The sequence below is a fragment of the Geodermatophilus dictyosporus genome, assembly GCF_900115505.1.
GTDB classification, from domain to species: Bacteria; Actinomycetota; Actinomycetes; order Mycobacteriales; family Geodermatophilaceae; genus Geodermatophilus; species Geodermatophilus dictyosporus.
Genome location: NZ_FOWQ01000002.1, coordinates 1 through 22,553 on the forward strand (window position 1 = coordinate 1; position 22,553 = coordinate 22,553).

The window sequence follows — 22,553 nt, forward strand, 5'->3', positions numbered from 1 at the left end:
GGAAACCCTTTCCACCCACCACCATGCGGCAGCCGGTGAACATCCGGTATTAGCCCCAATTTCTTGGAGTTATCCCAGAGCCGGGGGCAGGTTGCCCACGTGTTACTCACCCGTTCGCCACTCATCCCCCCGCAAGCAGGGTTCAGCGTTCGACTTGCATGTGTTAAGCACGCCGCCAGCGTTCGTCCTGAGCCAGGATCAAACTCTCCGTAGATGCTTGAACCAGGCGAAGAACCAAGACCTGACAGATCTCGATCAATCAACCAAAGGAACCCTCCACACCCCACAGGATGCGGACGGGGTACTACTTGGCACTGACTTTCGGCACGCTGTTGAGTTCTCAAGGAGCGGACGCACACCAACTCGACCCTCTCGGGCTCTGTCGGAGGCGGCTTGTCCCACTCTACGCCGTCTCGCGGAGGTCTGCACCGCTGGGGTGCTCTCCGCGGGCCTCTCGGCCCCGTCCGGCGCGAAGAGAACAGTACACGACCTCCGGGGGTCGTGCACGCGGGGTCTCCGTCACACCGCGGGCGTCCCCCTCAGAGCCCGAGGAGGGACTCGATCCCCACGGTCAGGCCGGGGCGGCCGCCGATCTCGCGGACCGCCAGGAGCACGCCCGGCATGAAGGACGCGCGGTCGAAGGAGTCGTGCCGGAGCGTCAGGGTCTCCCCCGCCGCACCCATGAGCACCTCCTGGTGGGCGACCAGCCCGGTGAGGCGCACGGCGTGCACCGGGATCCCCTCGACGTCGGCACCGCGGGCGCCGGGCAGCGAGTCGGTCGTGGCGTCGGGCGAGGGTGGCAGGCCGGCCGCCCGGCGGGCCGCCGCGACCAGCCGGGCCGTGCGCACCGCCGTCCCCGAGGGGGCGTCCACCTTGTTCGGGTGGTGCAGCTCGACCACCTCGGTGGAGGGGAAGAACCGCGCGGCCTCCTGGGCGAAGCGCATGAGCAGGACCGCGCCGATGCCGAAGTTCGGGGCGATGACCACGCCGACGTCCGGCTTGGGCTCCAGCCACTGCGCCACCGTGGCCAGCCGCTGCTCGTCGAAGCCGGTGGTCCCGACCACGCAGTGGATGCCCTGGTCGATGCAGAACCGGATGTTGTCCATGACGACGTCCGGGCGGGTGAAGTCCACGACCACCTGGGCGCCGGCGTCGGCCACGTTGAACAGCCAGTCGCCGTCGTCGACCATCGCCACCAGCTCGAGGTCGTCGGCGGCGTTGACCGCCTTGACCACCTCGGTGCCCATCCGCCCCCGCGCGCCGAGCACGCCGACCGCGGTCCGCGGCGGCTCCGCCCCTCCGACGCCGGCTGCCTGGTGGTCGGGTGCGGAGGGGGTGGTGGTCACCGGGTCAGGTTTCCCGGCGTCCGGTCGGGGTGCAACACCGGTCAGCGGACGGCGGGGCGCCGCTCCCCCGCGGACCACGCCAGCAGGCCGAGGCCGATGCCGGCGGCGTCCGCCAGCCAGTCGAGCACCGAGCCCGAGCGCGCCAGGGCCGAGGCGGCCTGGACCACCTCGCTGACCGCGCCGTAGGCCAGCAGCAGGACCGCGAGGGGCACGGGGCGGATGCCCGCCCACCGCCCGGCGAGTGCCAGCGCCAGGAACAGCGCCAGGTGCACGAGCTTGTCCACCCCTGGAGGTGCGGTGGGCACGTCGGACGCCGGGGCGAAGAGCACCGCCAGCGACACGAGCACCGTGACGGCGAACGCGCCGCGCGACAGCGCGCCGTGGACGCGCAGTGCGGGGTGCGGGGGCCGGGTGACCACGGACGGACCGCTCACAGCCGGTCGAGGTCGGTGGCGCGGTAGGGGCCGACGACGGCCAGGCAGGTCTCCCGGGTGAGCAGGTCGGCGGCCACGGTGCGCACCTGCTCCTCGTCGACCGCGGCGATCCGCTCGAGCACCTCGCGCACCGGCACGTACTCCCCGTGCGAGAGCTCGCTCTTGCCGAGCCGGCTCATCCGCGACCCGGTGTCCTCCAGGCCCAGGACGGTGCCGCCGCGCAGCTGCCCTCGCCCGCGGGCGACCTCCTCGGGGGTGAGCCCGTCGGCGGCCACGCGCGCCACCTCCTCGCGGACCAGCCGCAGGACCTCGGGCACCCGCTTCTTGGAGCAGGCGGCGTAGACCGAGAACGAGCCGGTGCCGGCGTAGGAGGTCAGCGCCGAGCCGACGCTGTAGACCAGCCCGCGCTTCTCGCGGACCTCCTGGAACAGCCGCGAGCTCATCCCGCCGCCGACCGCGGTCTCCAGCACCGCCGCGGCGTAGCGCCGGTCGTCGAAGCGGCTCAGCCCCAGGCTGCCCAGCAGCAGGTGCGTCTGCTCGGTGCGGCGCGACACCAGCCCGGTCGGCCGGGCGGGCCGGCCGGGGGCGGCGTCCTCGCCCCGGCGCAGCGGGGCGGGGGCCCCGTCACCGGCGAGCCGGTCGCCGAAGACCGCCGTCACCAGGTCGACCACCTGCTGGTGGTCGACCCGCCCGGCGGCGGTGACCACCATCGACGGGAGGGCGTAGCGCGAGCGGTACCAGCCGTCGACGTCGTCGCGGGACAGGCCCTCGATCGACTCGACGCTGCCCAGCACCGACCGGCCCAGGGGGCTGCCGCCGAAGAGCGTCTCGGCGAACAGGTCGTGCACGAGGTCGGAGGGCTCGTCGTCGCGCATGGCGATCTCCTCGAGCACCACCGTCCGCTCGGACTCCAGGTCCTCGGGCGTGTTGAGCGCCTCGGTGACCAGGTCGCCGAGCAGCGTGACCGCCAGCGGCAGGTCGCTGGCGAGCACGTTGGCGTAGTAGCAGGTGTGCTCCTTGGCGGTGAAGGCGTTCATCTCACCACCGACGGCGTCCATCGCCGTCGCGATCTCCAGGGCGCTGCGGCTGCGGGTGCCCTTGAAGAGCAGGTGCTCGAGGAAGTGCGAGGCACCGGCTACGCGGTCGGTCTCGTCGCGCGAGCCGACGCCCACCCAGATGCCCAGCGTCGCGGACAGCACGCCGGGCATCGTCTCGGTGAGCACCCGAAGGCCGCCGGGGAGCACCGTGCGCTCCACCCGGCCGCCGTCGTCGTCGACGTCGAGGACGGAGGGAACACCGACCGGGGCCGGGACGAGCCCGAGGTCGGCAGACCCCGTGCCCGTTCCGGCCCCGGTCGTCGTCGGGTCGGCGGTCGTGTCAGGCCTCCGCGGGCGCGTCGGCCGGAGCGGCCGCGTCACCGGCGGGAGCGCCGTCGCCGGCGGCCTCGGCGGCCACCGGGACGAGGCTGATCTTGCCGCGGGCGTCGATGTCGGTGATCTCGACCTGCAGCTTGTCGCCGACGTTCACGACGTCCTCGACCTTGCCGATGCGCTTGCCGCCACCGAGCTTGCTGATGTGGACCAGGCCGTCCTTGCCCGGCAGCAGCGAGACGAAGGCGCCGAACGGCGTGGTCTTGACGACCGTGCCGAGGAAGCGCTCCCCGACCTTCGGCATCTGCGGGTTGGCGATGGCGTTGATCCGGTCCACCGCGGCCTGGGCCGAGGGACCGTCGGAGGCGCCGACGTAGATCGTGCCGTCGTCCTCGATGGTGATGTCGGCGCCGGTCTCGTCCTGGATCGAGTTGATCATCTGGCCCTTGGGGCCGATGACCGCGCCGATCTTGTCGACCGGGATGCGCACCGTGGTCACGCGCGGGGCGTACGGGCTCATCTCGTCCGGGGCGTCGATGGCCTCGTTCATCACGTCGAGGATGTGCAGCCGGGCGGCGCGGGCCTGGGTCAGCGCCTGGGCGAGCACGTCGGACGGGATGCCGTCGAGCTTGGTGTCCAGCTGCAGCGCCGTGACGAAGTCCTTGGTGCCGGCGACCTTGAAGTCCATGTCACCGAAGGCGTCCTCGGCGCCGAGGATGTCGGTCAGCGCGATGTACTCCGTCTTGCCGTCGACCTCGTCGGACACCAGGCCCATCGCGATGCCGGCGACCGGGGCCTTGAGCGGCACACCGGCGTTGAGCAGCGCCAGGGTGGATGCGCACACCGAGCCCATCGACGTCGAGCCGTTGGAGCCCAGCGCCTCGGACACCTGCCGGATCGCGTAGGGGAACTCCTCGCGGTCGGGCAGCACCGGCAGCAGCGCCCGCTCGGCGAGCGCGCCGTGGCCGATCTCGCGTCGCTTGGGCGAGCCCACGCGACCGGTCTCGCCAGTGGAGTACGGCGGGAAGTTGTAGTTGTGCATGTAACGCTTGCGCGTCTCGGGCGACAGCGTGTCCAGCTGCTGCTCCATCCGCAGCATGTTCAGCGTGGTGATGCCCAGGATCTGGGTCTCGCCGCGCTCGAACAGCGCCGAGCCGTGCACCCGCGGGACGACCTCGACCTCGGCCGACAGCGGCCGGATGTCGGTGACGCCGCGGCCGTCGATGCGGACCTTGTCGCGCAGGATGCGCTGGCGCACGACCTTCTTGGTGACGGCGCGGAAGGCGGCCGACACCTCCTTCTCGCGGCCGGCGAACTGCTCGGCCAGCGAGGCGACGACCTCGTCCTTGAGCGCGTCGGTGGCGTCGTTGCGCTCCTGCTTGCCGGCGATCGACTGCGCCTGCGTCAGCCGCTCGAGGGCGGCGGACTCGACGGCGGCGTAGACGTCGTCCTGGTAGTCGAGGAAGCGCGGGAACTCCGCGACCGGCTTGGCGGCCTTCTCGGCCAGCGCCGACTGCGCCTCGCACAGCGCCCGGATGAAGGGCTTGGCGGCCTCGAGGCCCTGCGCCACGACCTCCTCGGTCGGGGCGGACGCGCCGCCGGCGACCAGCTGGATCGTCTTCTCGGTGGCCTCGGCCTCGACCATCATGATGGCGACGTCGCCGTCGGGCAGCAGCCGGCCGGCGACGACCATGTCGAAGACGGCGTCCTCGAGCTCGGCGTGCGTCGGGAAGCCGACCCACTGGCCGTCGACCAGCGCCACGCGGGTGCCGCCGACCGGGCCGGAGAACGGCAGGCCCGACAGCTGCGTCGAGGCCGAGGCGCCGTTGATCGCCAGCACGTCGTAGAGGTGGTCGGGGTCGAGCGCCAGCACGGTGATGACGACCTGGACCTCGTTGCGCAGGCCCTTGGCGAAGGTCGGGCGCAGGGGGCGGTCGATGAGCCGGCAGGTGAGGATCGCGTCCTCGCTGGGGCGGCCCTCGCGGCGGAAGAACGAGCCGGGGATGCGCCCGGCGGCGTACATCCGCTCCTCGACGTCGACCGTCAGCGGGAAGAAGTCGAAGTGCTCCTTGGGCTGCCGGCCGGCCGTGGTGGCCGACAGCAGCATGGTGTCGCCCGTGGTGACGACGACCGAGCCGGCGGCCTGCTTGGCCAGCCGCCCGGTCTCGAAGGTGATGCTGCGGCTGCCGCGGCTGCCGTTGTCGATGACCGCGGTGGCGGTGGTGACGCCGTCCTCGGGGTCGTACTCGGCAGCCACGCCGTTGGTGGCCTGGCTGCCCTGGGTGGTGGGTGCGGACACGTCGTCCTCTTCCTGCGTCGCATGCGGCGACGTCCTCTTCGTGGCGTCCTGCGCCGGACTGCTGCCGGGTGACCGGTCTTCGATCGAAGCCCACGGGGTCGGTTCCCTCCGTCGCGGAGGGGCACACCCGGGGGCCACCACCGAGGACCGACCAGCGTCGGGGCGCGCGGCGGGGCGCCGGGGCTCGCAGGGCGGGTGCCCCACGAGAGAGGGGACCGTCCCGGCGGGACGGCCCCCTCCGGGGTCAGCGGCGCAGACCGAGCCGCTCGATGAGCGAGCGGTAGCGGCTGATGTCGGTCTTGGCCAGGTAGTTCAGCAGCCGGCGACGGCGGCCGACCAGGAGCAGCAGGCCCCGGCGGCTGTGGTGGTCGTGCTTGTGCTGCTTGAGGTGCTCGGTCAGGTCGCTGATCCGGCGGGTGAGCATCGCGACCTGGACCTCGGGCGAGCCCGTGTCCCGCTCGACGGTCGCGTAGTCGGTCATGATCTGCTGCTTCGTCGCGCTGTCGAGCGCCATGGACGGGCCTCCTGGCCAGGTCTCGTGTGGCCCCCGGTCTGACTCACGGGGGCAGGTGACACACATCGCCGCGCACACGCGGCGTCCAGCAGACTACCAGCGCGGCGGTGGCCGCCCGCCGCGGTGATCACCCGGCGGGGGGTGACCCCAGCACCGCGCGGGTGCGCGCGACGTCGTCGGCCATCGTGGCGACCAGCTCGTCGACCCCCGCGAAGGAGGTCATCGGCCGCAGCCGCTCGACGAACTCGACGCCGACGTGCTCGCCGTAGAGGTCGCCGGAGAAGTCGAGGACGTACGCCTCGACGGTGCGCCGGGTCCCCTGGAACGTGGGGTTGGTGCCCACCGAGATCGCGGCCGGGCGGCTGTCGCCGGTGCGGCCGGAGGTGTCCTGGACGACCAGGGACCCCGCGTACACGCCGTCGGCGGGGATGGCGGTCCAGGGCGGGCTCTCCACGTTCGCCGTCGGGTAGCCCAGCTCGCGGCCGCGCCGTTCACCGCGGACGACGACGCCGTCGACCCGGTGCGGCCGGCCCAGCGCGCGGGCCGCGCTGTGCATGTCGCCCGCGGCGACGCAGGCGCGGATGTAGGTCGAGGAGATGGTCACCTCGCCGTCGGCCGAGGCGTCCCCGGCGAGGGGCACGCCCTCCACCGCGAAGCCGAACCGGCGGCCCTCCTGGGTCAGCGTCGCGACGCTGCCGGCCGCGCGGTGCCCGTAGGTGAAGTTCTGCCCGACGACGACGGCGGCCGCGTGCAGGTTCTCCACCAGCACCTCGTGGGTGAACTCCTCGGGCGTCCACCGGCTGAACTCCTGGGTGAACGGCAGGACGCACATCGCGTCGACGCCGAGGGCGGCGACCAGCTCGGCCTTGCGGTCGAGCGAGGTGAGGATCGCCGGGTGCGTGCCGGGGCGGACCACCTCGGTGGGGTGCGGGTCGAAGGTGACCAGCACGCAGGGCCGGCCCAGCGCGCGGGCGCGGGCCACCGCGGTGCCGATGAGCTCCTGGTGGCCGCGGTGGACGCCGTCGTACATGCCGATGGTCACCACCGTGCGGCCCAGGTCGCCGGGGGTGGCCGGCAACCCCCGCCAGCGGCGCACGTCGTCAGGACCGGGTTGCTCAGGCGACCCGGTGCAGCCAGCCGTGGGTGTCGGGCACCCGGCCGTGCTGGATGTCGAGCAGGTGCTCGCGCAGCCCCATCGTGACCGGTCCGGGCTCGCCGTCGCCCACGGTGAAGTCGCCGGTGCGGGCCTTGACCTCCCCGACCGGGGTGATCACGGCGGCGGTGCCGCAGGCGAAGGTCTCGGTGACCGTGCCGTCGGCGACCCCCGAGCGCCACTCGTCGACGCTGAACCGGCGCTCGGTGACCCGCAAGCCGCGCTCGCGGGCGACGGCGATCAGCGAGTCGCGGGTGATGCCGGGCAGCAGCGTGCCGGTGAGCTCGGGGGTGACGAGCTCGGCGCCGTCGCCGGTGCCGAGGACGAAGAACAGGTTCATCCCGCCCATCTCCTCGACGTAGCGCTTCTCCACCGCGTCGAGCCAGACCACCTGGTCGCAGCCGGCCTCGATGGCCTGCTCCTGCGCCAGCAGGCTGGCGGCGTAGTTGCCGGCGCACTTGACGTCGCCGGTGCCGCCGGGCGCGGCCCGGATGTAGTCCTCGGAGAGGTACACCGACACCGGGTGGACCCCGCGCGGGAAGTAGGCGCCCGCCGGGCTGGCGATGACGAGGAAGAGGTACTCGTGGGCCGGCCGCACGCCGAGGAAGGGCTCGGTGGCCAGCTGGTAGGGCCGCAGGTACAGCGTCTGGTCCGGTCCGGTGGGCACCCAGTCGCGGTCGGCGTCGACGAGCGCGTCGACGGCGGCGATGAACGCATCCTCGGGCACCGGCGGCATCGCCAGCCGGCGGGCACCGCGGGCGAAGCGGGCGGCGTTGGCCTCGGGGCGGAAGGTGGCCACGCTGCCGTCGGGCTGGGCGTAGGCCTTGAGCCCCTCGAAGATCGACTGCGCGTAGTGCAGCGCCGCGGTGGCCGGGTCGACCTGCAGCGGCGCGTAGGCGGTCAGCCGGGCGTCGTGCCAGCCGCGGCCCGCGGTCCAGCGGGCCACGAACATCGAGTCGGTGAAGTGCCGGCCGAAGCCGGGGTCGGCCAGCACCGCCTCGCGCTCGGCGGCCGGGCGGCGGGACACGTCCTCCACGGTCACCGGCACGCCCTCGGTGAAGACCCGGGACGAGGTGCGGCTGTCGGCGAGCGTGTCGGTCATGTCTCCCACCTGGGCGAGCTCGGGGCGGGACCGGCGGACGACCGGCCCGCCGCTCACAGTAGCGCCGGGCCCGTCGGCGGCCGGGAGCCGACCACCGCCGCCTCCCCCGGGCAGGTCAGGGCCGGTCGGGCGCGGAGCTCTCGATGACCTCGTAGGACCACAGGTGGTGCGAGTCGCTGGCCGCGGGGGCCAGCTCGTCGCCGCCGCCCTCGTGCGCCCGGGCGAAGTCCTGGCCGTCCTCCCAGGCCCGGTAGGCCTCCTCGCTCGACCACCGCGTGTAGACCAGGTACTGGTCGGTGCCCTCCAGCGGGCGCAGCAGCTCGAACCACTCGAAGCCGGCGGTCTTCTCCACGGCGCCGGCCCGGCCGCGGAAGCGCTCCTCGAAGCGCTCGTGCATGTGGGGCGGCACGCTGATCGCGTTGATCTTCACGACGCTCATGCGCTCCCCTTGCCCCGGCGTGCGCCCGGGCTAACCGGAGCGGGAGTCCGGCGCCCGGGTGAGGATGGCCCGGTGACCCCGGAGAAGCGGCCCGGCGTGCTCCTCGACGTCGACGGCACCCTGCTCGACACCAACTACCTGCAGGTCCTCGCCTGGTGGCAGGCCTTCCGCGACACCGGGCACGACGACGTGTCGATGGCCGAGTGCCACCGGTCGATCGGCATCGGCAGCGCCGAGCTCGTCACCCACCTGCTGGGGGACGACGCGGGTGACGTCGACGAGGTGATGAAGGCCAAGAGCCGCCGCTACGAGCCGCTGCGCGAGCAGGTGGTGGCCTTCCCCCGGGTGGACGAGCTGCTCGCCGCGTGCCGGGAGCGGGAGCTGGCCGTGGTGCTGGCGACCAGCGGTGAGGAGTCGGACCTGGAGTGGATGGTGCCGGCGATCGGCGGCGAGGACGTCGTCGACGGGTCGACGACGTCGGGCGACGTGGAGTCGGCGAAGCCGGCGCCGGACCTGCTGCGCACCGCCGCCGAGGCCCACGGTCTGGACCCCGACCGGACCGTCGCGGTGGGCGACACGATCTGGGACGTGCGGGCGGCGAGGGGCGCCGGCTTCCCCGTCATCGCGCTGACCTGCGGGGGCATCTCGCGCGCCGAGCTGCTCGAGGAGGGGGCCGACGAGGTCTACGACGACCCGGCCGACCTGCTGGCCCACCTCGACGACTCGCTGGTCGGCACGGTGGCCCGGGGCTAGCCGGGCGGACCGGCTAGGCGGAGGGGAAGCCGACGGCGACGCGGGCGGTCGACCCGGCGTCCTCGACGAGGGCCACCAACCGGCCGGCGGGGTCGACGGCGGCCGACAGCCCCGGCCGGCCCGTGGCGGGCACCCGCTGGCCATACCCGAGCGCGCGGGCCTCGTCGTCGGTGAGCCGCCGCTCGGGGAAGACCGCCGTCGCGGCCTCCGGGAGGGTCAGCACGCCGGGACCGCCGCCCGCGGCGAGCGCGGCAGCGGCGTCCTCGACCGGTGCGGCCTGCGCGGTGGTGAACGGGCCCGAGGCGGTGCGGCGCAGCGCGGTCAGGTGGCCGCCGACGCCGAGCGCGGCGCCGGCGTCGCGGGCGATGGCGCGCACGTAGGTACCGGCGGTGCAGGCCACCGTGACCTCGACGTCGACCAGGTCGGGGGTCGGCCGGGTGACCGCGTGCACGTCGACGCGGTGCACGGTGACCGACCGGGGCTCGAGCACGACCTCCTCGCCGGCCCGGACGCGGTCGTAGCTGCGGCGGCCGCCGACCTTGACCGCGCTCACCGACGAGGGCACCTGCTGCAGCGGCCCGGTCTGGCCGGCCAGCGCCGCGCGGACGGCGTCGTCGTCGAGGTGCGCGGCGGACGTGGTCGTCAGCACCTCCCCCTCGCGGTCGTCGGTGACCGTCGTCTGCCCGAGCCTGATGGTGGCCTCGTAGACCTTGTCCGAGCCGCCGAGGTGGCCCAGCAGCCGGGTCGCCGCACCGACGCCGAGCACCAGCAGGCCGGTCGCCATCGGGTCGAGGGTGCCGGCGTGCCCGACCCGCCGCACCGACAGCACCCGCCGGGCCCGGGCGACGACGTCGTGCGAGGTCATCCCGCCGGGCTTGTCGACCAGCAGGACCCCCGGGGTCACGTCGGCGTCGGCGGCGCGTCGGCGGCTCATGCCGGGGTCCCCGCGGAGACGTGGAGCGCCAGCGGAGGGTCCTCGTGGGGTGGGCTCACGCGCCCACCGTGGCAGGTGCGGTCAGCCACCGGTCCCCCGCCACCCGGGCCAGGACGGCGACCAGCCGCAGCGCGATGAACGCCGTCAGCCCGGTCCACACCCCGGCCAGGCCCCAGTCCAGCGGCCCGGACAGCAGCGACAGCGGCAGGAACCCGACCAGGGCCGCGCCCACGGTCACCGTGCGCAGGTAGCCGACGTCGCCGGCGCCCATGAGCACGCCGTCGAGGGCGAACACCACCCCGGCCAGCGGCTGGAAGCCGGCGAGGAACCACCACACCAGCCCGGCCTGCGCGCGGACGGCGGGGTCGCCGGTGAACAGCGGGACGACGAGGTCGCGGCCGGCCAGCAGCACCACGGCGACCAGCACGCCGGTGCCCAGGCCCCACAGGGTCACCCGCCGGGCGGTGGCCCGGGCCTCGGCGGGGCGCCCGGCGCCGAGCGCGTGGCCGACCAGCGTCTGGGCGGCGATGGCGTAGGCGTCGAGGACCAGCGCGAGGAAGAGGAACAGCTGCAGGGCGATCTGGTGGGCGCCGAGAGCCGCCTGCCCGGTCCGCGCGGCGACCCCGGCCGCGACGAGGAAGGCCAGCTGCAGCACGGTGGCGCGCAGCAGCAGGTCACGGCCCAACACGAGCTGCGCGCGGACGGCGGCCGGGCGGAACCGCCAGTCGGCGCCCTCCCGCAGCAGCGCGCGCACGAACAGCGCCGCCGTCAGCGACTGGCCGACGAGGTTGGCGACCGCGGACCCGGGCAGCCCGAGGCCGGCCGGGTGCACGAGCAGCGGGCAGAGGACCAGGCTCAGCAGGCTACCGGCGAGGACGAAGCGCACCGGGCGGCGCAGGTCCTGTACGCCGCGCAGCCAGCCGTTGCCGGCCAGGGAGACCAGCAGCAGCGGGGCGCCGCAGCCGGCCACCCGCAGCCACTGCTCCCCCGCCTCGGCCACCTCGCCGGGGCCGCCGGCCAGCGTCTGCGTCAGCGGGCCGGCCAGCACCTGGAACAGCAGCACGACGGCGGCGCCGAGCAGCACCGCCAGCCAGGTGGCCTGCACCCCCTCGGCGACGGCGCCCGCGCGGTCGCCGGCCCCCGCCCGCCGGGCGGCGCGGGCGGTGGTGCCGTAGGCGAGGAAGTTCAGCAGCGCCGCGGCCCAGGCGAGCAGGCCGCCCCCGACGGCGAGCCCGCCGAGGGGGACGGTGCCGAGGTTGCCCACCACGGCGGTGTCGACGAGCAGGTACAGCGGTTCGGCGGCCAGCACCACCAGCGCCGGGAGGGCCAGCGCGAGGACGCCGGGTGCCCGCCGCCCGGCCGCGGCGGGATCGGCGGTCCCGTGCGGTTCCGGGGCCGGATCCGGGCGAGGTCGGCGATCCCGCCGGAAGGGGGACGACCGGGTCATCGGCCGGCGGCCAGCTCCCCGCGGATGCGGGCCATGGTCGTCCCGCGGTCCTCGTGCGAGGTGAACCCGGCCGCCGCGCGGTGCCCGCCGCCCCCCAGGGCCATCGCCACCCGGGCGACGTCGGTGGCGCCGCGCGAGCGCAGCGACACCGACCACGTCCCGTCGTCCTGGCCCTTGAGCACGCAGGCGACGTCGGCCTCGGCGGTGCTGCGGACGACGTCGACCAGCGCCTCCAGCTGCTCGCCGGGCAGGCCGTGCTCGGCGGCCTCGGCGGTGGTCGACCAGGTCCAGACCAGGCCCCCGCCGACCTCGGGCTCGAGCGCCGCCCGGCCGGTCACCGCCGAGAGCAGGCGCAGCCAGCCGAAGGGCGCGGTGTCGAACAGCCGCCGGCTGATCGCGGCGTGGTCGATGCCGGTGCCGAGCAGCCGGGCGGCCAGGTGGTGGGTGTCCGGGCGGGTGCTGCCGAACCGGAAGGAACCGGTGTCGGCGGCCAGCCCGGCGTAGAGCAGCGTGGCCAGCGGCGCGTCGAGGGCGACGTCGAGCTCGTCCAGCAGCGCGGCGACCAGCACCACGGTGGCCGGCGCGGCCGGGTCGACGAGGCGGACGTCGCCGAAGCCAGGATTGCTGGCGTGGTGGTCGAGCACGACCGACGTACCGGCCCGCTCGAGCACCGCGGCCAGCTCCCCGAGCCGGCCCGGGGAGGCGGCGTCGAGGCCGACGAAGACGTCGGGCGCGGTGGGCACCGCGCCCGACGGCACCAGCCCCTCGGCGCCGGGCAGCCAGCCCAGCGAGGCCGGCAGCGTGGGCGGGCCGGGAAAGGTGGCGTGCACCCGGGCGCCGCGGCGGCGCAGGCCCTCGGCGAGGGCGAGCGTGCTGCCGAGGGCGTCGGCGTCGGGCTGCACGTGCCCGGACAGCACGACGGTGGCCCGGGCGTCGGCCGCCTCGGCGAGCACGGCGGCGGGGGTGCGCCCGGCTGTGGACGGGACGGTCACCGGGCTCAGGCGTCGGGGCCGGGGTCGGCCACCGGGGACGCGTTGGAGTCCTCGGTGACCCGGCCGCCGCCGGGCGGCAGCGCGGGGCCGCCGTCGTCGGGCTCGTCCTCGGCGATGCTGGGCACCTCGCCGATCTGGCCCTCGCGGCCGCCGTCGGTCGGGTCGCCGGCGTCGGGCTCGGCGCGGCCGCCGAACTCCGAGCGGCCCTGGCCCTCGCCGGGCAGGTACGGGTCGGGGTCGTTCTCGCTCACGAGACCTCCTCGCTGGCGCTCGTCGGCCGCGTTCGCGGCGCTGCTGTGTCCTCGCGTGAGCTCGCGAGCCCGCTCACGAGGCGCTCCTGTGCTCGGAGGACGAGCCCACGTCCTCCGGGTCGTCGTCGGCCTCGGGGTGCCGGTAGGGGTCGGCGTCGCCGGCGTAGGTGGCGTGCTCGCGCAGCCGGGCGAGCTCCGCGTCGGCGTGCCGGACCCGCTCGAGCGCCTCGTCGAGCTCGCGGGCGGTGTCGGGGACGTGGTCGGCGACGAACTCCAGCGTCGGCACGAACTTGATGCCGGTCTGCCTGCCCACCGTCGAGCGCAGCACGCCGGTGGCGCTGGCCAGCGCGCGGGCGGAGTCGGCGACCGCGGTCTCGTCGCCGTAGACGGTGTAGAAGACCGTGGCCTCGCGCAGGTCGCTGGTGACGCGGGCGTCGGTCACGGTGACCATGCCCAGCCGGGGGTCCTTGATCTGCGACTCGATCGCCGCGGAGACGATCTGGCGGATGCGCACGGCCAGCTTGCGGGCGCGGGCGGGGTCGGCCACGGCGGACCTCCGGGGTGGAAGGACCCCGTCCTGCCCACCCCTCGCACGCTGGGGGCGGGCCCGGGACGGGGCCACGGTGGTGGATGGATGGGTCAGTCGGTACTGCTGAACAGCTGCCGGTGCGTCGACAGCAGCGTCACCTCCGGCCGCTCGGCCAGCAACCGCTCGCAGGCGTCGAGGACGTCGGTCACCTGACCGGCGTCCCCCGCGACCGTGGCGACCGCGACCTGCACGCGGCGGTGCAGGTCGAGGTCGCCGACCTCGGCCGCGGCCACGGCGAAGCGGCGCCGCAGCTCGGCCACGATCGGCCGGACCACGGCGCGCTTGCCCTTGAGCGAGTGGACGTCGCCCAGCAACAGGTCGGCGGTCAGCGCCCCCGTGAACACGGGTGCTCCTCCCTGTTGCCGGGCGACGACGCGCTGCGCGCTAGGCGCGCGGCTTCTCGCGCATCTCGAACGTCTCGATGACGTCCTCGATCTTTATGTCGTTGAACGACCCGAGCCCGATACCGCACTCGTAGCCGTCGCGGACCTCGGTGACGTCGTCCTTGAACCGGCGCAGCGACTCGACGGTGAGGTTGTCGGCGACGACCACCCCGTCACGGACCAGCCGGGCCTTGGAGTTCCGGGTGATCGTGCCGCTGCGGACGATGGAGCCCGCCACGTTGCCGATGCGCGGCACCCGGAAGACCTCGCGGACCTCCGCCGTGCCGAGCGCGACCTCCTCGTACTCCGGCTTGAGCATGCCCTTGAGGGCCGCCTCGATCTCCTCGATCGCCTGGTAGATGACCGAGTAGTACCGGACGTCGACGCCCTCGCGGCTGGCGAGCTCGGTGGCCTGGCCCTCGGCCCGGACGTTGAAGCCCAGGACGATGACGTCGTCGGCCAGCGCCAGGTCGATGTCGCTCTTGGTGATGCCACCGACGCCGCGGTGGATGACCCGCAGCGAGATGTCGTCGCTCACCTCAATCTTCATCAGGGCCTCCTCGAGCGCCTCGACGGTGCCCGAGTTGTCGCCCTTGATGATCAGGTTGAGCTGGCGGTTCTCCTTGAGCGCGGCGTCGAGGTCCTCGAGGCTGATCCGCTTGCGCATGGAGGCGTTCTGCGCGTTGCGGATGCGGGCCTGGCGACGGTCGGCGATCTGCCGGGCGACGCGGTCCTCCTCGACGACGAGGAACGTGTCACCGGCACGCGGCACCGAGGTGAGCCCCACGACCTGCACGGGGCGGGCCGGCAGGGCCTCCTTGAGCTTGTTGCCGTGCTCGTCGAGGAGCGACCGGACGCGCCCGTAGGCGTCCCCGGCGACGATCGAGTCGCCCTGGCGCAGCGTGCCGCGCTGGACGAGGACGGTCGCGACGGGGCCGCGGCCCTTGTCCAGCTTGCCCTCGATGACGACGCCCTGGGGGTCCTGCTCGGTGTTGGCGCGCAGGTCCAGGGAGGCGTCGGCGGTCAGCAGGATCGCCGTGAGCAGCTCGTCGAGGCCCTGACGCGTGGTCGCGGAGACGTCGACGAACATCGTGTCGCCGCCGTACTCCTCGGCCACCAGGCCGTACTCGGTGAGCTGCTGGCGGATCTTGGCGGGGTTGGCCCCCTCCTTGTCGATCTTGTTGACCGCGACCACGATCGGCACCTCGGCGGCCTGGGCGTGGTTGAGCGCCTCGACCGTCTGCGGCATGACACCGTCGTCAGCGGCCACGACCAGGACGACGATGTCGGTCACCTTCGCGCCGCGGGCACGCATCGCGGTGAACGACTCGTGACCCGGGGTGTCGATGAAGGTGATCGGCCGCTCGTAGTCCTCCAGCTCGGTGACGATCTGGTAGGCGCCGATGTGCTGGGTGATGCCGCCGGCCTCGCGCGCCACCACGTTGGTGTTGCGGATGGCGTCGAGGAGCTTCGTCTTGCCGTGGTCGACGTGACCCATGACGGTGACGACCGGCGGGCGGGCCTCCCAGTCGGCCTCGTCGCCCTCGTCGCCGAAGGTGAGGTCGAAGGTCTCGAGGAGCTCGCGGTCCTCGTCCTCCGGGCTGACGACCTGGATGTCCCACTCGATCTCGGCACCGAGCAGCTGCAGGGTGTCCTCGTTGACCGACTGGGTCGCGGTGACCATCTCGCCCAGGTGGAACAGGGCGGTGACCAGGGCGGCCGGCTGGGCGCCGATCTTCTCGGCGAGGTCGGTCAGCGAGGCGCCGCGGGGCAGCCGGACGGTCTGCCCGTGCCCACGCGGCAGGCTGACGCCGCCCATGCTGGGCGCCGCCATGGAGTCGAACTCCTGACGCCGCTGCTTCTTGCTCTTGCGCCCGCGGACCGGACCACGGCCGCCGGGACGCCCGAAGGCACCCGCGGTGCCCGCACCGGAGCCACCGCGACCACGACCGCGGCCACCGCCGCCGCCACCACTGCGGAAGCCACCGCCGGCCGGCGCGCCGCCGCCACCGGGGCCGCCGCCGCCACCGGGACGGAAGCCGCCGCCACCGCCGGGCGCACCCGGGCGGCCACGGCCACCGGCACCGCCGGGACCACCGCCGGGACGGCCGGCACCGGCCGGACGCGGCGGCATCATGCCGGGCGAGGGACGCTGCGGCATCATCCCCGGGTTCGGGCGGGGACCGCCGGGACCGGCGGCCGGACGCGGACCGCCGGCACCGGGGCCCGGGCGGGGGCCACCGGGACGGGGACCGCCGGCACCGGGTGCGGGACGCGGGCCGCCGGCACCGGGACCGGGCCGGGGACCGCCGGCCGCGGGGCCGGGACGCGGGCCGCCGGCGGCCGGGCCGGGCCGCGGGGCGCTGCTGAAGGGGTTGTTGCCCGGACGCGGGGCCGGGCGGGGACCCGGCCGGGGACCGGCGCCGGGTGCGGCCGGAGCGGCACCGGGGGCGCCGGGACGCTGCGCACCGGGAGCCGCCGGGCGCGGGGCGCCCGGACGCGCGGGACCGGGCACCGCACCGCCGGCCGGACGCGGCGCGGGGGCACCCGGGCGCGGGGCGCCCGGACGCGGCCCCTGCGGGGCGGCCGGCTGCTGGACCGGGGCACCGGCCGCCGGCTGGACCGGGGCACTGGCGGCCGGCTGCTGGACCGGGGCACCGGCGGCGGGCTGCTGGACCGGCGCGCCGGCGGCCGGAGCCTGGGGCGCGGCCGGCCGCGGGCCGGGAGTGGGCGCACCGGGACGCGCGGCACCGGGACGCGGACCCGGGGTGGGACCGGCGACCGGGGCCGGAGCCGACGGGGCGGCGGGGGCCTGCGGGGCGCTGGCCACCGGCTGCGGGGCGGACGGGCGCGGCGCGGACGGGCGCGGTGCGGCGGGACGGGCCGCGGGGGCACCGCCGCCGTTGCCGCCGGTGGAGGCGCCGAGGGCCTCCCGGAGCCGTCGGGCCACGGGGGCCTCGACGGTCGAGGAGGCGGACTTCACGAACTCGCCCTGCTCCTTGAGCTTGGCGAGCACGGTCTTGCTGTCGACCCCGAACTCCTTGGCGAGTTCGTGGACGCGGGCTTTGCCTGGCACGGATCTCCTCTGGTGAGGCCGGCGGCTCGCCCGCGCGACCTCGTCGTCAGTGGTGCATGGTCTGGCTTGTCATCGTGGGGACTTCACGGCTTGCTCATCCGACGACGTCCTGCTCTCGACGTGCGGACCGGCCGGGAGCCGGTCTGCCGGTGGGACTGCGGTCTGTCGTTCGTCGTGGTGCGCCCGTCCGGGCCGGGTGTCCGCTGGTGCTGGTGCACCGAGGACGTGGGCCCGGAGCGGACCGGCCTCCACCGCGGCGCCGCCTCCACCGGGGAGACGCAGCGCCCGGGGGAAGGCCCGGCGTCGCTCCGCTGCGCGCAGGCACTCCGGGGTGGGGTGCAGCGAGGCGCCCCGGCCGGGGAGCCGCCGTCGCGGATCGGGCACGAGGGCCCCGTCCCGGACGACGACGCGCAGCAGGTCGGTGACCGGAGCGCGTTCCCGGCAGCCCACACAGGTGCGCACCGGGATCGACGTTTCGGCCACCCGTCACTCTAGCGCGCTGCGGGACCCCGTTGTTCCGGGCGCCGCTGACCGGGCCGCAGGGCACCCGCGCCGGGGGACGGGCGGCCGCCCGGGGCGCCGGCGCGCACCGGTGGCGGGCCCGAGCGCAGCGGCGGGCGGCCCACCCCGGGCGAGGGCGCGGCGTCGTCGGGGGCGGCGTCGCTGCGGATGTCGATGCGGCAGCCGGTGAGCCGGGCGGCGAGGCGGGCGTTCTGGCCCTCCTTGCCGATGGCCAGCGACAGCTGGTAGTCGGGCACCACGACCCGCACCGCCTTGGCCTTCGGGTCGACCAGGGTCGCGGTGCTGACCCGGGCGGGGCTCAGCGCCGAGGCGACGAACGTGGCGGGGTCGTCGGACCAGTCGACGATGTCGATCTTCTCGCCGTGCAGCTCGCTCATCACGTTGCGCACCCGCTGCCCCATCGGCCCGATGCAGGCGCCCTTGGCGTTGAGCCCCGGCACCGAGGTGCGGACCGCGATCTTCGAGCGGTGCCCGGCCTCGCGGGCGACGGCGACGATCTCGACGCTGCCGTCGGCGATCTCGGGGACCTCGAGGGCGAACAGCTTGCGCACCAGGTTCGGGTGGGTGCGCGAGACGGTCACCTGCGGCCCGCGGTAGGTGCGCGCGACCGACACGACGTAGGCGCGCAGCCGGCTGCCGTGGGGGTACTTCTCCCCGGGCACCTGCTCGGCGGACGGGAGCACCGCCTCGACCTTGCCGATGTCGACCAGGACCGAGCCCTGGGCGTTGCGGCGCGCGTCGGCCTGGACGACGCCGCTGACGATGTCGCCCTCCTTGCCGGCGTACTCGCCGAAGGTCTGCTCGTGCTCGGCGTCGCGCAGCCGCTGGACGATGACCTGCTTGGCGGTGCTGGCCGCGATCCGGCCGAAGTCCGAGGGGGTGTCGTCCCACTCGCGCACGACCTCGCCGTCGGCGCCGAGCTCCTGGGCGAGGACGGCGACCTCGCCGGTCTTGCGGTCGACGTGCACCCGCACGTGCTTGGCGGCGCCGTCGGCGTGCCGGTAGGCGGTCACCAGCGCCGTCTCGATGGCCTCGATGACCGTGTCGGCGGGGATGCCCTTCTCCCGCTCGACCGCCTTGAGGGCGGTCACGTCGATGTTCACTGTCCTCCTCCGTCGTCGTCGCCCTCGTCGTCCGGCAGCTCGTCGTCCGGCAGCCCGTCGTCCAGCGGGTCGTCGTGTGCGTCGTCGTGCGCGTCGTCGTGCGCGTCGTCGTCCTTGCCGGGGCGGGCGAACTCGACCTGCACCCGCCCGGCGCCCAGCTCGGCCCACGGGACGTGCCGGGGGGTGGGGGGCTTGCGGCGCGCGCCGGGCTTGCCCGGCTTCTCCACGGCGAGGGTCACGCCACCGTCGTCGACGGCGGTGACCCGGCCGGTCACCTGCTCGGTCGCACCGGCGGGGCCCACGGCGACGGCGACCAGGCGCCCGGTGTTGCGCCGCCAGTGCCGGGGCTCGGTGAGCGGCCGGTCGACGCCGGGGCTGGTCACCTCGAGCACGTACGGGGCGGCGCCGAACTCGCCGTCGTTGTCGTCGAGCACGGCCGACACCGCACGGCTGACCTCCGCGACGTCGTCGAGCGTGACGCCCTGGTCGCGGTCGACGACCACGCGGACGATGCTGCGCCGGCCCGCGGGGGTGACCACCAGCTCCTCGAGGTCGTAGCCGCCGGCGGCGACCACGGGCGTGATCCAGCCGGCCAGCCGGGTGGCGGCGGGGTCGTCGCGACCCGCGGCCGGGTCCTGCCGTCGCGTGGACACGGGCTCCCTCCCTCCTGGACCGGTCGGAGCTCGTGCTCGGCGGACCGCACCGCCCGGGCCGCACCCGGCGGCGCGCGTCGCACGGCACCGGCCGTGCGTACCCGGGGGAGCCGTCAGGCTACCGCTCCCCCGCCGGGCGCTCGCCCGTCGGCCGGACGAGGTGCCCGCGCGGACGGCGTGCTCGGGCCGGGGTGCCCGGGCGGCACCCGCCCGTCGCTGCCCGGCAGGCGGGAGCGGGCCTGGGAGGATGGCGGCGATGTCCGCACCGCCCGCTCCCCCCGTCCCGGCCGGGTTCTCCCGGCGTGGCCTGCTCGCCGGCGCGGCGGGGCTGGCCCTGCTCGCCGCGACCGCCGGCTGCACCCCCGGCAGCTCCGGGGAGGCCGCCCGGGAGACCGCCGAGCAGGTCGACCGGCTGGCCGCGCAGGTCGCCGTCCAGGAGGCCGTGGTGGCCGCCTACGCCGCGGCCGGCACGGCCGACCCGGCGCTGCGCGCCGAGCTCGCGGTGCCTGCGGACCAGGCCCGCGACCAGCTCGACCGGCTGCGCGAGGCGGCGCCCTCGAGCGCGGCCTCCTCGAGCGCGGCCTCCTCGGGCAGGGCCTCCTCGACGGCCGCGGCTCCGGCGCTCGCACCGCCGGCCGGCGGCGACGTGCGGGCGTGGCTGCGGGAGCAGATCGGCACGGCGGCGACGAGCCACGCGACGGCCTGCGTCGAGGTGACCGGCGCGCGGGCGGCACTGCTGGGGTCGGTGGCGGCCGGGCTGCGCGGTCACGAGACCGCGCTGGCGTGAGGGGGGACGGGCATGGCCGAGGACGGGAACGGCGCGGCGGGCGCCGAGGAGACCGCACTGCAGGACGCGCTCGCCGCGGAGCACGCCGCGGTGTGGGGCTACGGCGTCGTCGGTGCGGCGCTGCCGGCCGACGGGCGGGCGCCGGCGACCGACGCCGAGCAGGCGCACCGTGACGCCCGCGACCGGCTGGCGGCGCTGCTCGACGGGCGCGGCGCCGACGCGACGCCGGCCGGAGCCGGTTACGAGCTGCCGTTCCCCGTGCTGTCGGCGGTCGACGCCGCGGCTCTGGCCGTCGTCCTCGAGGAGGGGGTCAGCGGCTCGTGGGTGGCGCTGCTGGCCGCCGCCGCGGAGCTCGAGGTGCGGCAGCTCGCCGTCGACGGCCTGCAGGCCGCCGAGGCCCGCGCCGTCGGCTGGCGGGTGGCCGCCGGGCGGACCCCGCTGACCACGTCCCTGCCCGGCCTGTCCTGAGCCGTCAGCCGCCGAGGCCGCCGAGGAAGGCGTCGGTGACGCCGACGGCGGCGCTGCTGGACTGGCCGGCCTCCACCAGGACGGCGAAGGCGATGTCGCCCTGCGGGCCGCCGAGCTGGTAGCCGACGAACCAGCCGTGGGAGTCCGGCGGGGTGTTGCTGCCGAACTCGGCGGTGCCGGTCTTGCCGTACACCTCGCCGCGGGCGGCCAGCGCGGTCGCCGTCCCCGACAGCACCACCTGCCGCATCATCGGCCGCAGCTGGTCGAGGACCGCCTGGCCCGGGCCCTCCGGCGCCGGCCCGGCCGGCTCGGCGCCGACGACCTCCACCGGGACGGCAGGCGTCCCGCCGGCGATGCCGGCGGCGACCAGCGCCATCTGCGCCGGGCTCACCAGCACCTGGCCCTGGCCGATCGCGTTCGCCGCCTTGGTGGTGCCGGTGGAGTCGGTGGGCACGCTGCCGGAGAACACGTCGACCGGCAGCTGCCAGTCGGTGCCGACGCCGTAGGAGGCGGCCGCGGCGGCGAGCGCGTCGTCGGGCAGCTGCAGGCCGGCCTGGATGAAGGTCGTGTTGCACGACTGCGCGAAGGCCTCGGTGAAGGGCACCGTGCCGAGGTCGAACTGGTCCTGGTTCTCGAACTCGCGGCCCTCGACGACCGTCGTCCCGGGGCAGGCCACCGGGGTGTCGGGGGTGAGCCCGCCGGAGGAGAGCAGCGCGGTCGCGGTGATCGCCTTCATGCTCGAGCCCGGCGGGTACTGCCCGGTCAGCGCGTTGCCGGCGGCCGCGGCCTCGTTCGAGGACACCGCCAGGACCTCACCGGTCCCGGGCCGCACGACGACCAGGTGGGTGGCCAGCGGCTGGGTGGCGACGGCGGCGTCGGCGGCGTCCTGCAGCGGGCGGACCAGCGGCGTCTGCACCGGCTCGCCGGGCACCGGGTCGACGGCGGCCACCTGGCGACCGGCGTCGCCGGTGGTCTCGTCGGTGCTGACCACCGAGACGGTGAAGCCGGGAGTGCCGGTGAGCTGCTCCTGGAAGGCGCGCTGCAGGCCCGACAGGCCCAGCTGGTCGCCGGCGGCGTAGACGGCCTCGTCGTCCTCGGTGGTCTCCTCGATCACCTCGGCGGTGGCCGCGCCGACCCGGCCGAGCAGCGCCGGGGCGAACCGTGCGGAGGGGGCCAGCAGCCGGGTCTCGGTGGGGAACACCGCGCCGGGCAGGTCGAACACCTGGGCGCGGATCGCCTCGAAGTCGGGCCGGCGCAGGGTGATCACCGGCACGAACTGGCCCGCCGGGGCGACCTCGACGTCGGCGGTGATCTGCTCGGCCGGGATCCCGGTGGCCGCCGACAGCGCCGCGGCCAGGGCCGGCAGGTCGGTCACCTGGTCCTTGGCCACGCCCACGTTGACCACCTCGGTGGGGGTGAACAGCGGCTGGCCCGCGGCGTCGGTGAGGGCGGCGCGCTCGGGCAGCGTGCGGGTCAGCTGCAGGCGCTGCCCCTCGGCCAGCTCGGGGTGCACGACGGTGGGCGCGGCCACGACCTGCCAGCCCTCGTCGGCCTCGCGGAGCTCGAGGGTCGCCTCGTAGGTCCAGTCGGGGGCGGCGGCGAGGTCCCAGGTGGCCGTCCACCCGGCGGTGGCGGTGCCGTCGTCGACGGTGACCTCGCCGAGCTCGGCGGCGAGCGTGGCCCCGGGCAGGTCGGTGGCCGTCTGCTCGAGCAGGGCGCCGGCCGCGGCGGGGTCGGTGGTGGCCGCGGCGGCGGCGCCGGCACCGCCGCCCGACCAGTCGTCGAGGAAGGCCTGCGCGGCGGCGCGGACGTCGTCCTCCGAGCCACCCGAGCAGGCCGCCAGCGCCGGGGCGGCGAGCAGCGTCAGGACCGAACCGAGGACCGCCGTGCGTCGTGCTCCCACGGCCACCCACCCTGTCAGACGGTGGTGCCCGATCC

General features: G+C 75.5%; 22 protein-coding genes, 1 rRNA gene and 1 pseudogene. 3 read left to right on the forward strand and 21 right to left on the reverse strand.

Annotated elements, in window-relative coordinates; genetic code table 11:
• The 9 genes from BMZ33_RS03520 to BMZ33_RS03560 form a co-directional block, all read right to left on the reverse strand.
• Positions 1 to 214, reverse strand: a 16S ribosomal RNA gene (locus BMZ33_RS03520); the annotation flags it as partial.
• Positions 215 to 539: 325 nt separating this feature from the next.
• Positions 540 to 1,346, reverse strand: a complete 807-nt coding sequence (gene dapB / locus BMZ33_RS03525; protein WP_091107978.1) for a 4-hydroxy-tetrahydrodipicolinate reductase — start codon at positions 1,344 to 1,346, stop codon at positions 540 to 542.
• Positions 1,347 to 1,387: 41 nt separating this feature from the next.
• Entirely contained in the window at positions 1,388 to 1,780 is a 393-nt protein-coding gene (locus tag BMZ33_RS03530; protein WP_169063842.1) for a VanZ family protein, read from the reverse strand.
• Positions 1,777 to 3,036, reverse strand: a complete 1,260-nt coding sequence (locus BMZ33_RS03535; protein ID WP_169063843.1) for a M16 family metallopeptidase — start codon at positions 3,034 to 3,036, stop codon at positions 1,777 to 1,779. The genes BMZ33_RS03530 and BMZ33_RS03535 overlap by 4 nt, the downstream gene beginning before the upstream one ends.
• A 121-nt stretch (positions 3,037 to 3,157) precedes the next feature.
• Complete coding sequence (locus tag BMZ33_RS03540) at positions 3,158 to 5,449, reverse strand: polyribonucleotide nucleotidyltransferase (RefSeq protein ID WP_169063844.1); 2,292 nt, start codon at positions 5,447 to 5,449, stop codon at positions 3,158 to 3,160.
• 244 nt (positions 5,450 to 5,693) lie between these two features.
• A complete protein-coding gene (gene rpsO, locus BMZ33_RS03545; protein ID WP_091107983.1) occupies positions 5,694 to 5,963 on the reverse strand; it encodes a 30S ribosomal protein S15 in 270 nt (89 codons plus the stop codon).
• Positions 5,964 to 6,090: 127 nt separating this feature from the next.
• Entirely contained in the window at positions 6,091 to 7,059 is a 969-nt protein-coding gene (locus BMZ33_RS03550; RefSeq protein WP_091107985.1) for a bifunctional riboflavin kinase/FAD synthetase, read from the reverse strand.
• Between the two features lie 19 nt (positions 7,060 to 7,078).
• On the reverse strand, positions 7,079 to 8,218 hold the full coding sequence (locus BMZ33_RS03555; RefSeq protein ID WP_169063845.1) for a branched-chain amino acid aminotransferase: 1,140 nt from the start codon (positions 8,216 to 8,218) through the stop codon (positions 7,079 to 7,081).
• 115 nt (positions 8,219 to 8,333) lie between these two features.
• Positions 8,334 to 8,657 (reverse strand): antibiotic biosynthesis monooxygenase family protein, encoded by a 324-nt coding sequence (locus BMZ33_RS03560; protein ID WP_091107987.1) that lies wholly within the window; start codon positions 8,655 to 8,657, stop codon positions 8,334 to 8,336.
• A 72-nt stretch (positions 8,658 to 8,729) separates the two neighbouring features.
• Here BMZ33_RS03560 and BMZ33_RS03565 point away from each other — a divergent pair, with 72 nt between their 5' ends.
• Positions 8,730 to 9,410 carry an HAD family hydrolase gene (locus BMZ33_RS03565; protein WP_091107989.1) on the forward strand — a complete coding sequence of 227 codons (681 nt, stop codon included), beginning with the start codon at positions 8,730 to 8,732 and terminating at the stop codon, positions 9,408 to 9,410.
• Positions 9,411 to 9,423: 13 nt separating this feature from the next.
• On the opposite strand, the gene truB is transcribed toward BMZ33_RS03565, so the two are convergent.
• From truB to rimP, 11 genes and pseudogenes are all read right to left on the reverse strand, one after another.
• Complete coding sequence (truB, locus tag BMZ33_RS03570) at positions 9,424 to 10,344, reverse strand: tRNA pseudouridine(55) synthase TruB (RefSeq protein ID WP_091107990.1); 921 nt, start codon at positions 10,342 to 10,344, stop codon at positions 9,424 to 9,426.
• Between the two features lie 55 nt (positions 10,345 to 10,399).
• Positions 10,400 to 11,791, reverse strand: coding sequence for an MATE family efflux transporter (locus BMZ33_RS03575; protein WP_091107993.1), 1,392 nt, complete (start codon positions 11,789 to 11,791; stop codon positions 10,400 to 10,402).
• Complete coding sequence (locus BMZ33_RS03580) at positions 11,788 to 12,783, reverse strand: DHH family phosphoesterase (protein WP_169063846.1); 996 nt, start codon at positions 12,781 to 12,783, stop codon at positions 11,788 to 11,790. Before BMZ33_RS03580 ends, BMZ33_RS03575 begins: the two co-directional genes overlap by 4 nt.
• 5 nt (positions 12,784 to 12,788) lie before the next feature.
• A complete protein-coding gene (locus BMZ33_RS03585) occupies positions 12,789 to 13,034 on the reverse strand; it encodes a hypothetical protein (protein ID WP_091107997.1) in 246 nt (81 codons plus the stop codon).
• 73 nt (positions 13,035 to 13,107) lie between these two features.
• A complete protein-coding gene (gene rbfA, locus BMZ33_RS03590; RefSeq protein ID WP_091107999.1) occupies positions 13,108 to 13,581 on the reverse strand; it encodes a 30S ribosome-binding factor RbfA in 474 nt (157 codons plus the stop codon).
• A 92-nt stretch (positions 13,582 to 13,673) separates the two neighbouring features.
• Positions 13,674 to 13,967: a DUF503 domain-containing protein gene (locus tag BMZ33_RS03595; protein ID WP_091108002.1), complete on the reverse strand. Its 294-nt coding sequence runs from the start codon at positions 13,965 to 13,967 to the stop codon at positions 13,674 to 13,676.
• A 40-nt stretch (positions 13,968 to 14,007) separates the two neighbouring features.
• Positions 14,008 to 15,840: a translation initiation factor IF-2 gene (infB, locus tag BMZ33_RS23920; protein WP_244524240.1), complete on the reverse strand. Its 1,833-nt coding sequence runs from the start codon at positions 15,838 to 15,840 to the stop codon at positions 14,008 to 14,010.
• 1,095 nt (positions 15,841 to 16,935) lie between these two features.
• Positions 16,936 to 17,082: pseudogene (locus BMZ33_RS24385) on the reverse strand (translation initiation factor IF-2 N-terminal domain-containing protein); the annotation flags it as partial.
• A gap of 69 nt (positions 17,083 to 17,151) precedes the next feature.
• Positions 17,152 to 17,565, reverse strand: coding sequence for a DUF448 domain-containing protein (locus BMZ33_RS03605; protein ID WP_091108006.1), 414 nt, complete (start codon positions 17,563 to 17,565; stop codon positions 17,152 to 17,154).
• 8 nt (positions 17,566 to 17,573) lie between these two features.
• Positions 17,574 to 18,707 (reverse strand): transcription termination factor NusA, encoded by a 1,134-nt coding sequence (gene nusA, locus BMZ33_RS03610; RefSeq protein WP_091108008.1) that lies wholly within the window; start codon positions 18,705 to 18,707, stop codon positions 17,574 to 17,576.
• Positions 18,704 to 19,360 (reverse strand): ribosome maturation factor RimP, encoded by a 657-nt coding sequence (rimP, locus tag BMZ33_RS03615; protein WP_169063847.1) that lies wholly within the window; start codon positions 19,358 to 19,360, stop codon positions 18,704 to 18,706. The genes nusA and rimP overlap by 4 nt, the downstream gene beginning before the upstream one ends.
• Positions 19,361 to 19,616: 256 nt before the next feature.
• On the opposite strand from rimP, the gene BMZ33_RS03620 reads away from it, so the two are divergent.
• Positions 19,617 to 20,147 carry a hypothetical protein gene (locus BMZ33_RS03620; protein WP_091108839.1) on the forward strand — a complete coding sequence of 177 codons (531 nt, stop codon included), beginning with the start codon at positions 19,617 to 19,619 and terminating at the stop codon, positions 20,145 to 20,147.
• Positions 20,148 to 20,159: 12 nt separating this feature from the next.
• Positions 20,160 to 20,615 (forward strand): ferritin-like domain-containing protein, encoded by a 456-nt coding sequence (locus BMZ33_RS03625; protein ID WP_091108009.1) that lies wholly within the window; start codon positions 20,160 to 20,162, stop codon positions 20,613 to 20,615.
• 4 nt (positions 20,616 to 20,619) lie between these two features.
• Here the strand turns inward: BMZ33_RS03625 and BMZ33_RS03630 are convergent, their stop codons facing one another.
• The gene (locus tag BMZ33_RS03630) at positions 20,620 to 22,518 is read right to left on the reverse strand and encodes a penicillin-binding transpeptidase domain-containing protein (protein ID WP_091108840.1); all 1,899 of its coding nucleotides are present in this window, start codon (positions 22,516 to 22,518) and stop codon (positions 20,620 to 20,622) included.
• Positions 22,519 to 22,553 lie beyond the last annotated feature (35 nt).